Raw genomic sequence first — 12,859 nt, 5'->3', positions numbered from 1 at the left:
GCTCAGTCGAGCCGGGTCGCGGTGCCCTCGATCTCGCTCGGGCGCAAGCCGCCCTTGCGCTCCAGATGGCGGCGCAGGAGGGCGACGTTGCGGCGGTTCGCCTTGAAGGCGGCGTCGAGCACGTCGCCGGCCAGCGGCACCACGCCGACGGCGCCGTCCAGAGCAACGTTCGCCATCATGCGCCAGACGAGCCAGCGCGGCGCGCCGAGCCGTTTCGCCTCGTAGACGATGTAGGACGCGATCGCCATGCCGGCGATGTCGCCGACGACGGGGATGAGGCCGATCACCGCGTCGAGGCCGACGCGGCGGTTGATGCCCGGCACGACGAAGGCCGAGTCCATCAGGTGGGCCAGCTGCTCCAGGCGCAGGAGGCTGGCCTCCGGGCTCGTATCGGTGAGGCGACGCATCTGCGCCGCGCCCGCGGTCTCGCGGAAGACGCCGCCGGAGACGCCGTCGGGCTTGCGGAAGGCGCTGTTGGGCTCGCGGAAGGCGCCGTTGGGCTCGCGGAAGGCCATGTGAGGGGTATCGACTCGCGTGGTCATGACGCAGGATGTGGCCCCGCCTCACAGCTTCGACAAGAACCGCCTCGGCAAGATCGCTCGACCTCGTATGACCGGTCCATCCAACCCATCCCCCTCATCCTGAGGTGCCGCGCAGCGGCCTCGAAGGAGGGCTCCAGCGTATCGCGCGATCCCTGGAGCCCGCCTTCGAGGCTCCGCTTCGCTGCGCACCTCAGGATGAGGGGGGTGGGTGGGACGCGCCGACCGGACCGGCCTTCAGATCGACCGGGGCATCCCGGCGAGGCGCTCCAGCGCCGCATCCAGCGTCGCGTCGGACTTGGCGAAGCACAGGCGCACGAGATTGCGCACGGCTCCCTCGGCGTAGAAGGCGCTGATCGGGATCGCGGCGACGCCGTGCCGGCGCACCATCCGCTCGCAGAAGGCCCGGTCGCCCTCCGGGCCGTCGCCGATGTCGATGGACAGGAAGTAGGTGCCCGCGCTCGGCAGCACGGTGAAGCCGAGCCGCGTCAGCCCGGCGGCGAGCCGGTCGCGGGAGCGACTGAACCCCGCACGCATGTCTTCGAAGTAGGCGTCGTCCTTGCCGAGGCCGTAGGCCACGCCCTCCTGGAGATTGGGCGGCGTCGTGAAGGTGAGGAACTGGTGCGCCCGCGACAGGCCCCGCATCAGCGGCTCGGAGGCCATCACGAAGCCGATCTTCCAGCCGGTGAGCGAAAAGATCTTGCCGGCCGAGCCGATCTTCACCGTGCGCTCGCGCATCCCCGGCAGCCGCATCAGCGGGACGTGGCGGCGCCCGTCGAAGACGAGATGCTCCCACACCTCGTCGCAGACCGCGACCGCGTCGAAGCGGCAGCAGAACTTGGCCAGCAGCATCAGGTCGGCGTCGGAAACGACCGTGGCGCTCGGGTTGAGCGGGTTGTTGAGGACGACGACGCGGGTGCGCTCGGTGAACGCCTCCGCCAGCGCCGCCTCGTCCAGGCCGAAATGCGGGGGCTTGAGGGTGACGAAGCGCGGCACGCCGCCGGCCTGGCGCACCAGCGGCAGGTAGGCGTCGTACATCGGCTCGAACAGCACGACCTCGTCGCCCGGCCGCACCAGGGCGAGCAGCGCGCCGGCCAGCGCCTCGGTGGCGCCCGAAGTCACCATCACCTCGCGCTCGGGATCGAGGTCGAGCCCCTGATGGTGCCGGTAATGCGCCGCGATGGCGCTGCGCAGCGAGGGCAGGCCCATCATCGACGGGTACTGGTTGCTGACCGTGTCGAGGGCGCGGGCGGCCGCCGCGCGCACGTCGTCCGGCCCCTGGCCGTCGGGAAAACCCTGGCCGAGATTGATCGCCCCGAGCGTCCGGGCGAGGCCCGACATCGTCTCGAAGACGGTCTCGGGCAAGTCGGCGAAGACGGGGTTGAAGCGCGGGGTCATGCCCCGCGTCTTGGCAGAATCGGGCGGCGCCTCCAAGCGGGGCGCGCGCCCCAAGCACAGTCGCCCGCCGACGACTTGCCCGCGCTGGACCGAGTTGTTTCGAAAACAAGGGCCGATCCGGTAAAATCTTGAGGTGACCCGCCGGCCGGCAGTTGGTCGCGTGCGTTCACGCACATGACCCAGTCCAGTCGGCGGCAAAACCGGTCGGAAGCGTCGATTCGAGGGCTGACGAATGTTGACGATCGTCAGCCGTGAAGTCATGTTGTGCCCACGGTCGGACCGGCCGCCGCACCCGAGGAACTTCGCCCCCTCGTTTCTCTGGTGTGGCCGGCCGGTCCGGTCGCTCGAAGAGGCCGCCGCTCGACACGGCGGCCTTTTTCGTGCCCGCTCCCCATAGCCTTCGATCAAGCGCCGGGGACGGACCCATGCGACGCATCACCTGCCTCCTACTCGCCCTCGGCGTCGGCCTCGCCGGGCTGTCGCTGCGGGCGCTCGTGCCGGTGACGCCGGTGGACGAGGCCTTTCGGGAGGTGGTGCGACTCTATCCCCCCAAGGACAAGGCGCCGGCCAGCAACACGCCGGAAACGTCGGCGCCCTAGAGACACCGCATTGCCCCTCTCAAAAATGGGCGATCCTGTTGCCGTAAATCCCGGGGGATGCGGCAACCGGCTGCTGCGGTTCGCCAGCAGATCGCCGCTATGTTGAATCGGGCAGCCAAAGTCCGCGTGATCATGGCCGCGCGATAAACAAAAAACCCCGCTCGCCGACGAGTCTTGAGGATGAACGAGAGTTCGCCGATCCGCACGGACACGGCCCGCCAGTACCGGGAAGCCCCGGACCGGGAGGCGCCTCCGGCTGCCCCGGCGCGCAAGCGCCGCCGCCTCGGCCGCTGGATGCTCGTGCTCCTGGCGCTCGGCGGCGCGGGCGCCGTCGCCCACCGCAGCTACGAGGCGCGTAAGCAGCCCGCCGAGCAGCCGGCAGCGGGCAACCCCGCCGCGCCCGGCCGTCCGGGCCGCTCGGCGGACATGAAGCAGGCGGTCGGCGTCGCGCCCATCGTCGCCGGCGACATGCCGGTGGTGCTCCAAGGCCTCGGCACGGTGACGCCGCTCGCGACCGTGACCGTGCGCTCGCAGATCAGCGGCTACCTCACCAAGATCGGCTACCGCGAGGGCCAGACCGTCAAGGAGGGCGACTTCCTCGCCCAGATCGACCCGCGGCCCTACGAGGCGCTGCTGGCCCAGTACCAGGGCCAGCTCGCCCGCGATCAGGCGCTGCTGCAGAACTCGAAGCTCGATCTCCAGCGCTACCAGACGCTGAACCGGCAGGATTCGATCTCGAAGCAGAACGTCGACACGCAAGCCGCGCTGGTGAAGCAGAACGAGGGCACGGTCGCGGCCGACCAGGCGCTGGTCGATCAGCAGCGCCTCAACCTCACCTATGCCCGCATCGTCTCGCCGGTGGAGGGCCGCGTCGGCCTGCGGCAGGTCGATCTCGGCAACTACGTCACCGCCGGCTCGACGAACATCGTGGTCGTCACGCAGCTCCATCCGATCTCGGTGGTGTTCACCCTGCCCGAGGACGACGTGAACCGGGTGATGCGCCGCCTGCGCCAGGGCGCCAAGCTGACGGTGCGGGCCTACGACCGCGGCGACCAGCACGAGATCGCCACCGGCAAGCTCGACACGGTGGACAACCAGATCGACGTGACCACGGGGACGGTGAAGCTGCGGGCGCTGTTCGACAATGCCGACGACGAGCTGTTTCCCAACCAGTTCGTCAACGCGCGGCTGACGGTGGAAACCATTGAGAACGCCGCGCTCGTGCCCAACGCTGCGATCCTGCGGGGCACGCCCGGCACCTACGTCTACCTGATGGACGGCGACGACAAGGTTACGGTCCGCAAGATCCAGACCGGCGAGACCGACGGCACCCGCACCGTCGTGACCTCCGGCCTCACCCCCGGCGACCGCGTCGTCACCGACGGCACCGACCGCCTGCGAGAGGGCGCCCCGGTGCGCGTCGTCGGGCACTCCGCGGGGCAGGGCGGGGCGCCGGCCTCGGGGGCACCGGGGGGGACCGCCGGCTCGGCGGCGCCGGGGGCTCCCGCGACGCCCGCGGCGGACGGCACGACCGGCGCGAAGGACGGCGCCGGCGAGCACCGGGGCCGCAGGCGGCCGCAGCCGTGATGGTTACGGTGTCGCACGCGCAGAAATACCCTCCCCCCTCTGCGGGGGAGGGTGCCTGCGGAGCAGGCGGGAGAGGGGAACCACGCTTCCGCTTGGCCGCGGCTGACGGTGAATTCTCCGGAAGCCGGGTTCCCCTCTCCCGACCCCCTTCGGGGGCCACCCTCCCCCAACTCAAGTCGGGCCTGCCCGACTTGAGCACTTGGAAATACGGATATCGGGCAAGCCCGATATCCGTGGGGGGGAGGGTTGAGCGCGCGGCTGGCGAAGGCGTGTTCCTATGAACCCCTCCCGCCTCTTCATCCTGCGCCCGGTCGCCACCACCCTGATGATGCTGGCGATTCTGATCGTCGGCGCGGTGTCGTACCTGAACCTGCCGGTCTCGGCGCTGCCCGCCGTCGATTACCCGACGATCCAGGTGCAGACGTTCTATCCCGGCGCCAGTCCCGAGGTGATGACCTCGGCGGTGACCGCGCCGCTGGAGCGGCAGTTCGGCCAGATGGCCAACCTCAACCAGATGTCCTCGCAGAGTTCGGCGGGGGCCTCCGTCGTCACGCTGCAGTTCAACCTCGACATCCCCCTCGACATCGCCGAGCAGTCGGTCCAGGCGGCGATCAACGCGGCGGGCAACCTGCTGCCCTCCGACCTTCCGGCGCCGCCGATCTACGCCAAGGTCAACCCCGCCGACGCGCCGGTGCTGACGCTGGCGCTCACCTCCGCGACGATCCCGCTGACCCAGGTGCGCGACCTCGCCGAGACGCGGCTCGCCCAAAAGATCAGTCAGGTGGCGGGCGTCGGCCTCGTCAGCATGGGCGGCGGGCAGCGGCCCGCCGTGCGGGTGCGGTTCAACTCGCGGGCGCTCGCCGCCTACGGCCTCAACATCGACGACCTGCGCACGACGATCGCCAACCTCAACGTCAACACGCCGAAAGGCAACATCGACGGGCCGACCCAGTCCTACGCCATCAACGCCAACGATCAGGTGCGCGACCCCTCGGTCTACGCCAACTCGATCATCGCCTACCGCAACGGCGCCCCGGTCCACCTCACCGACGTGGCCGACGTGGTCGATGCGCCGGAAAACACCCGGCTCGGCGCCTGGGCCGACCGCACGCCCGCGGTCATCCTCAACATCCAGCGCCAGCCCGGCGCCAACGTCATCGACACCGTCGACCGCATCAAGCGGCTCTTGCCGCAGCTTCAGGCGACGATGCCGGCCGCCGTCTCGGTCGCGGTGCTCACCGACCGCACGGTGACGATCCGGGCTTCCGTCCACGACGTGCAGTTCGAGCTGATGCTCGCCATCGCGCTTGTCGTGATGGTCATCTTCCTGTTTTTGCGCAGCTTTTCCGCGACGCTGATCCCGAGCCTGTCGGTGCCGCTGTCGCTGATCGGCGCGCTCGCCGCGATGGACGCCTGGGGCTTCTCGCTCGACAACCTCTCGTTGATGGCGCTGACCATCGCCACCGGCTTCGTCGTGGACGACGCCATCGTGGTCATCGAGAACATCGCCCGCCATGTGGAGGAGGGCGACGACCCGTTCGAGGCGGCGCTGAAGGGAAGCCGCGAGATCGGCTTCACCATCATCTCGCTCACCGTCTCGCTGATCGCGGTGCTGATCCCGCTGCTGTTCATGGCCGACGTGGTCGGGCGCCTCTTCCGCGAATTCGCCATCACCTTGTCCGCCACCATCGTGATCTCGGCGGTGGTCTCGCTGACGCTCGTCCCGATGATGTGCGCGCGCCTCCTGAAGCCCGTCGCCCACGGCGCCGACAGCCCGGTCGCCCGCCGCGAAGGGTTTCTCGCCCGCTTCGGTCGGCGGCTGAACGACGGCGTCATCGCCGCCTACGGCCGGGCGCTGCGGGTGGTGCTGGCGCATCAGGGGCTGACGCTGATCGTGACGCTCGGCACCGTGGCGCTCACCGCCTACCTGTTCGTCGTCATCCCCAAGGGCTTCTTCCCCGTGCAGGACACGGGCGTGATCCAGGGCATCTCGCAAGGAGACCAGAGCGTCTCCTACGAGGCCATGGCCGAGCGCCAGCAGGCGCTCGCCGACGTGGTGCTGCAGGACCCGGACGTGGCCAGCCTATCCTCGTTCATCGGCGTCGACGGCCAGAACGTCACGCTCAATTCCGGCCGCTTCCTCATCAACCTGAAGCCGAAGGAGCAGCGGAAGGACGACGCCAGCGCCATCATCCGCCGCCTCACCCAGGCGACGGCGAACGTGCCGGGCGTGCGGCTCTACATGCAGCCGGTGCAGGATTTGACGATCGACACCGCCGTGTCGGCGACGCAGTATCAGGTCATCCTCGAAAACCCGAACCTCACCGATTTCGAGACCTGGGTGCCGCGCTACGTCGAGGCCCTGCGCCGCTCGCCCCTGCTCGCCGACGTCACCAGCGACTACCAGGGCAACGGCTTGGCGGCCTACGTCACCATCGACCGGCCGACCGCGGGCCGCTACGGCATCACGCCCGCGACCATCGACAACGTGCTCTACGACGCCTTCGGCCAGCGCATCGTCTCGACCATCTTCACCCAGTCGAACCAGTACCGCGTCATCCTCGAGGCCGACCCGGCGCTGCACACCTCGCTCGAATCGCTCAACACCCTCTACCTGCCGTCCTCGACCGCGCCCTCGGGTCAGGTGCCGCTCTCGGCGGTGGCGAAGGTGGAGGAGCGCCGCGCCCCGCTGCTGATCGGCCATCTCGGCCAGTTCCCGGCCACCACCGTGTCGTTCAACCTCGCGCCGGGCGTCGCCCTCGGTCAGGCGGTGGAGGCGCTGGAGACGGCCAAACAGGAGATCAAGCTGCCGGCGAGCTTCAACGTGGTGCCGCAGGGCTCGGTCTTCGCCTTCGAGACCGCGCTCTCGAACGAGCTCTTTCTCGTCTGCGCCGCGATCGTCACCGTCTACATCGTGCTGGGCGTGCTCTACGAGAGCTTCATCCATCCCATCACCATCCTCTCGACCCTGCCGTCGGCGGGCATCGGCGCGCTGCTCGGGCTGATGTGGTTCGGGCTCTCGCTCGACATCATCGCCATCATCGGCATCGTGCTCCTCATCGGCATCGTGAAGAAGAACGCGATCATGATGATCGACTTCGCGCTCCAGGCCGAGCGCGAGGAGGGCAAGGCGCCCCGCGACGCGATCTACGAGGCGTGCCTGCTGCGCTTCCGCCCGATCCTGATGACGACGCTCGCGGCACTGTTCGCGGCGGTGCCGATGATCGTCGGCTCCGGCGTCGGCTCGGAGCTGCGCCAGCCCCTCGGCATCGTCATCGCCGGCGGGCTGATCGTCAGCCAGGTGCTGACGCTGTTCACCACGCCGGTGATCTATCTGGCGTTCGACCGGTTGGAGCGGCGGATCACCGGGCGGCGCGAGGGCGGAAGCCGGCTGGCGCCGGGCGAGGCGGCGTCGTGAGGATGCTGACGACGGAGACGGCGCGCATCCCCTCTCCCCGCACGCGGGGAGAGGGCTCCGGCGACCTTGTCGTCGCCGGAGCGAGGCGGCAGCCGAAGGTGAGGGGGCTTCGACGGAGGGGCCTCTACGGGAAGCGCCCCCTCACCGCCGCTTCGCTTCCTGCATGGACGACGGGGTCCATGCAGGCCTCTCCCCGCGTGCGGGGAGAGGGGGGAACCGCCGGCTCGCGCGCGCCCCGCCCGGCACCGTCACGTCCGTCCCCCGCAGAGGGGGGAGGGCTGAGGGGGTCGCCATGAACCTCTCCGAACCCTTCATCCGCCGCCCGGTCGCGACCACCCTGCTGACCATCGGCCTGCTGCTCGCGGGCCTGTTCGCCTATGTCCGGCTCCCCGTCGCGCCGCTGCCGCAGGTCGATTTCCCCGTCATCCTCGTCCAGGCGCAGATGGCCGGCGCCAGCCCCGAGACCATGGCGACCACGGTCGCCGCGCCGCTGGAGCGGCGGCTCGGCGTCATCGCCGACGTCAACGAGATGACCTCGACGAGTTCGCAAGGCACCGTCCGGATCGTCCTGATGTTCGGCCTCAGCCGCGACATCGACGGGGCCGCCCGCGACGTGCAGGCGGCGATCAACGCCGCGCGCGCCGACCTGCCGACCTCGCTGCGCACCAACCCGACCTACCGCAAGTTCAACCCCGCCGACGCGCCGATCCTGATCCTGGGGCTGACCTCCGACACGCTGACGCCGGGCCAGCTCTACGATTCGGCCGCGACTGTCGTGCAGCAGCGCATGAGCCAGATCGAGGGGGTCGGCAACGTCGATATCGGCGGCTCCTCGCTCCCCGCGGTGCGGGTCGAACTCGATCCGACCGCCCTGTTCCACTACGGCATCGGCCTGGAGGGCATCCGCGCGGGGCTGGCCTCGGCCAACGCCAACTCGCCCAAAGGCGACATCGTCGCCGGGGACCGCCGCTACCAGCTCTACGCCAACGACCAGGGCCGGCAGGCGTCCGACTACCGCGACATCGTCGTGGCCTATCGCAACGGCGCGGCGGTGCGCCTCTCGGATGTCGGCCAGGTGGTCGATTCGGTCGAGGACAAGCGCAATCTCGGCCTCGTCGACGGCAAGCCGGGCGTGATCCTGTTCATCTACAAGCAGCCGGGCTCGAACGTGGTCGACACGGTGGAGCGGGTGCGCGCGGCGATCCCGCAGGTGAAGGCGGCCCTGCCCGGCGACATCGACCTCGACATCTCCGGCGACCGCTCGCTGACCATCCGCGCCTCGCTCGCCACCACGGAAGAGACGCTGATCATCGCGATCCTGCTCGTGGTGTTCGTCACCTACGTCTTCCTGCGCTCGTGGCGGGCGACGCTGATCCCGGCGGTGGCCGTGCCGATCTCCATCGTCGGCACCTTCGCGGCGATGTGGATGCTGGACTACTCCCTCGACATCCTCTCGCTGATGGCGCTCATCATCGCCACCGGCTTCGTCGTGGACGACGCCATCGTCGTCCTGGAGAACATCCAGCGCCACATCGAGATGGGCAAGCCGCGGGTCGAGGCGGCGCTGGTCGGCGCCCGCGAGGTCGGCTTCACCGTCGTCTCCATGAGCCTGTCGCTGATCGCCGTGTTCCTGCCGATCCTCTTGATGGGCGGCATCGTCGGGCGGCTGTTTCAGGAATTCGCCGTCACCCTGTCGATGGCGATCCTCGTCTCGCTGGTGCTCTCGCTCACCACCACGCCGATGATGTGCGCGCTGCTGCTGCGGCCGGAAGCCGAGGCGCACCGGGGCAAGCGCCCGAATCGTCTCATCCGCATCCTGGAGGGCGGCTTCGACGCGCTGCTGCGCGGCTACGAGCGCACCTTGCGGATCGCGCTGCATCACCGCCGCATCACCGCGCTCAGCGTGTTCGCGGCGATCGGGCTCACCGTCTACGGCTACACCATCGTCCCGAAGGGCTTCTTCCCCGATCAGGACACCGGCCAGCTCATGGGCGGCATCCAGGCCGACCAGCGCATCTCGTTCCAGGCGATGAAGCAGAAGCTCGAACAGGCGAGCGCCATCGTCCAGGCCGATCCGGCGGTGGAGAGCATCGTCGGCTTCACCGGCGGGCGCGGCACCAATTCGGCCAACGTCTTCGTCGGCCTGAAGCCGCTGGGCCAGCGCGAGCCGATCGAGAAGGTGATGGCGCGGCTTCGCCCCAAGCTCGCCCAGGTGCCGGGCGCGCGGCTGTTCCTGTTCCCACGCCAGGACCTGAAGATGGGCGGGCGCCAGAGCTTCGCCCAGTTCCAGTACACCTTGCAGGGCGACACCGCGGCCGAACTCTACGCCGCCGCGCCCCAGCTCCTTCAGGCGCTGCAGAAGCGCACCGACGTGTTCGCCGACGTGACCTCCGATCAACAGGAGGGCGGGCTGGAGAGCCGTCTCGTCATCGACAGGCCCACCGCCTTCCGCTACGGCATCACCCCGGACCAGATCGACAACACCCTCTACGACGCCTTCGGCCAGCGTCAGGTCTCGACGATCTACAACCCCCTCAACCAGTACCACGTGGTGATGGAGATCGCGCCGCGATACCTGCAGAACCCGGAGGTGCTGAAGACGATCTACGTCTCGACCACCGGGGGCAAGGCGCGGGGCTCGGCCACGACCAACGCGGTCGCCGGCACCGTCGCGGGCCCGACCACGCAGGACGCGGCCAACGTCCAGGCCTCCACCACATCCGGCTCGGCCACCGACGCGACCAGCATCGCGGCGGACTCCGCCCGCAACGCCGCCTCCAACGCCATCGCGGCGAGCAAGGGCGGCGCCTCGTCGAGCGCGCCGGTGTCGAGCGCCAAGGAGACGATGGTGCCGCTCTCGGCCTTCGCCCGGTTCGAGACCGGCAGCGCGCCGGTGCAGGTCGCCCACCAGGGCCTGTTCGTGGCGACCACGATCTCGTTCAACCTCGTGCCGGGCAAGAGCTTGGGCGACGCCACCGCCGTCATCGAGAAGACGATGGCCGAGCTGCAACTGCCGCAGACCATCCACGGCGAGTTCGCCGGGACCGCGAAAAGCTTTCAGGAATCGTCCTCGCGCCAGCCGCTGCTGATCCTGGCCGCGCTGCTCGCCGTCTACGCCGTGCTCGGCATCCTCTACGAGAGCTACGTCCACCCGCTGACGATCCTCTCGACGCTGCCGTCCGCCGGCATCGGCGCCCTCGTGGCGCTGCTGACGACGGGGACCGAGTTCACCATCATCGCGCTCATCGCGGTCTTCCTGCTCATCGGCATCGTCAAGAAGAACGCGATCCTGATGATCGACTTCGCCCTCGACGCCGAGCGCACCCGCGGCCTGCCGCCGGGGGAGGCGATCTTCGAGGCCTGCGTCCTGCGGTTCCGCCCGATCATGATGACGACGATGGCCGCGCTGCTCGGCGCCGCGCCGCTGATCATCGCGGGCGGGGAGGGGGCGGAGCTGCGCCGGCCGCTCGGCATCGCGATCGTCGGCGGCCTGATCGTCAGCCAGATCCTGACCCTCTACACGACCCCGGTCGTCTACCTGTATCTCGACCGTCTCCGGCTCTGGGCGAAACGCCGCCGCCGGGGCGGGACGGCGGCGATGCCGGCCGAGTGATGGATTTTTCGTTCGTGACGCACGCGCCCGATCATAACCCTCCCCCCTCTGCGGGGGAGGGTGCCTGCGGAGCAGGCGGGAGAGGGGGCGACGCTTCCGGCACCGTCGCTCCCCTCTCCCGACCCGCTTCGCGGGCCACCCTCCCCCGCAGAGGGGGGAGGGTTTTTGCGCGCGCTCGTTTCTTAGGCGTCGCGGCGCTGGCTCTATCCGTCTCCGGCTGCCTCGTCGGCCCCGACTACACCCGCCCGTCCGTCGAGACCCCGCTCGGCTTCAAGCAGGGCGGCCTGCGCGAGGACAGCCTCGCCTACGTGCAGTCCAAGAAAGGCTGGCGCGTCGCCCGCCCGAGCGACGCCTCCGAGCGCGGCGACTGGTGGCGGGTGTTCAACGACCCGACCCTGGACCGGCTCATTCGGGCGATCGACGTGGACAACCAGAATCTCCGCGCCCAGGTCGCCCTCTACGACCAGTCCCGCGCCCTCGTGGCCCAGGCCCGCGCCGCGCTGTTCCCCACGGTGATCGGCGCGCCGAGCATCACCCGGTCGCGCACGCTCGGCACCGAGCGCACCACCGTCTCGCTCCAGGCGCAGGCGAGCTGGGAACTCGACCTGTTCGGCGGCATCCGCCGCCAGATCGAGAGCGATGTCGCCGCAGCCCAAGCCTCGGCGGCCGACCTCGCCCTGGTGCGCCTCAGCCTGCAGGCGGAACTCGCCACCTCCTACCTGCAGATGCGCTACTACGATGCCCTGAAGCGCGTGCTCCAAGAGAACGTCGAGGGCTTCAAGAAGAGCCTCAGCATAGCCGAGAACCAGTACAACGCGGGCGTGGCCGCGCGCTCCGATGTCATCACGGCGCAGACGCAGTTGCAGACGACCCAGGCCAGCCTGATCGCCGTCGATCTCCAGCGCGCCACCTTCGAGCACGCGGTGGCGATCCTGACCGGGCGCCCGCCCTCCGAGCTGAACCTGCCCTTCGCGCCGCTGCCGGTGCGCCCGCCCGGCGTGCCGGTCGGCATCCCCTCCGACCTGTTGGAACGGCGGCCCGACATCGCGCAGGCCGAGCGGCTGGTGCAGTCGCAGAGCGAGCAGATCGGCGTCGCGGTCTCGGCCTTCTACCCCACCGTCACGCTCTCGGCCTCCGGCGGTTTCTCGGGGCTCGCCAGCAACGGCGTGTTCTCGGCGGCCAACCGCGTCTGGGCGATCTCGGCGGCGGGCGAGCAGGTGTTCTTCGACGGCGGCGCGCGGGCCGCCGTGCTGCAATCGGCCCGCGCGGCCTACGAGGCCGCCGTGGCGAGCTACCGCCAGACGGTGCTGACGGCCTTCGGCGAGGTCGAGAATGGGCTCGCCGGCGTGCGCATCCTCGCCCAGCAGCAGGCCAAGCAGGACGAGGCGGTCGCCTCCGCCCGCCGCGCCGTCGAGATCACGCTCAACGAGTACCGCGCCGGCACGCAGAACTTCACCACGGTGGTGACCGCGCAGTCGCTCCAGATCAACAACGAGATCACCGCGCTCCAGATCCGGCTCAACCGTTTCACCACGGCGGTGGCGCTGATCCGCGCGCTCGGCGGCGGCTGGGACGCCCGCTCCCTGCCGACCGGCGAGGAGCTGAAGGGCCCGCGCCTGCCGATCGACCGCGGACAGGCGGTCCGCACCGAAGAGTAGCGGGGGAAGCGGGGCAGCGTTGCCGGAACACGACCCCGCGGGGGCTG

General features: G+C 69.9%; 7 protein-coding genes. 5 read left to right on the top strand and 2 right to left on the bottom strand.

Annotation, left to right across the window (positions count from 1 at the left end):
• Positions 1 to 2 precede the first annotated feature (2 nt).
• A complete protein-coding gene (locus tag AAHG03_RS11095; RefSeq protein WP_342150785.1) occupies positions 3 to 407 on the bottom strand; it encodes a DUF4112 domain-containing protein in 405 nt (134 codons plus the stop codon).
• A gap of 369 nt (positions 408 to 776) precedes the next feature.
• On the bottom strand, positions 777 to 1,937 hold the full coding sequence (locus AAHG03_RS11090) for an aminotransferase (protein WP_342150716.1): 1,161 nt from the start codon (positions 1,935 to 1,937) through the stop codon (positions 777 to 779).
• Positions 1,938 to 2,362: 425 nt separating this feature from the next.
• Here AAHG03_RS11090 and AAHG03_RS11085 point away from each other — a divergent pair, with 425 nt between their 5' ends.
• The 5 genes from AAHG03_RS11085 to AAHG03_RS11065 all read left to right on the top strand — a co-directional run bounded on the left by AAHG03_RS11085 (position 2,363) and on the right by AAHG03_RS11065 (position 12,812).
• On the top strand, positions 2,363 to 2,536 hold the full coding sequence (locus AAHG03_RS11085) for a hypothetical protein (protein ID WP_342150715.1): 174 nt from the start codon (positions 2,363 to 2,365) through the stop codon (positions 2,534 to 2,536).
• A 180-nt stretch (positions 2,537 to 2,716) separates the two neighbouring features.
• Positions 2,717 to 4,123, top strand: a complete 1,407-nt coding sequence (locus AAHG03_RS11080) for an MdtA/MuxA family multidrug efflux RND transporter periplasmic adaptor subunit (RefSeq protein WP_342150714.1) — start codon at positions 2,717 to 2,719, stop codon at positions 4,121 to 4,123.
• Between the two features lie 277 nt (positions 4,124 to 4,400).
• Positions 4,401 to 7,541, top strand: a complete 3,141-nt coding sequence (locus AAHG03_RS11075; RefSeq protein WP_342150713.1) for an MdtB/MuxB family multidrug efflux RND transporter permease subunit — start codon at positions 4,401 to 4,403, stop codon at positions 7,539 to 7,541.
• Between the two features lie 292 nt (positions 7,542 to 7,833).
• A complete protein-coding gene (locus tag AAHG03_RS11070) occupies positions 7,834 to 11,154 on the top strand; it encodes an efflux RND transporter permease subunit (protein WP_342150712.1) in 3,321 nt (1,106 codons plus the stop codon).
• Positions 11,154 to 12,812, top strand: a complete 1,659-nt coding sequence (locus AAHG03_RS11065) for an efflux transporter outer membrane subunit (protein ID WP_342150711.1) — start codon at positions 11,154 to 11,156, stop codon at positions 12,810 to 12,812. The genes AAHG03_RS11070 and AAHG03_RS11065 overlap by 1 nt, the downstream gene beginning before the upstream one ends.
• The last annotated feature ends 47 nt before the right edge of the window (positions 12,813 to 12,859 follow it).

The organism is Methylorubrum subtropicum, assembly GCF_038442325.1.
In the GTDB taxonomy this organism is placed as follows: Bacteria; Pseudomonadota; Alphaproteobacteria; order Rhizobiales; family Beijerinckiaceae; genus Methylobacterium; species Methylobacterium subtropicum.
This window is presented reverse-complemented; position numbering and strand designations above follow the sequence as displayed.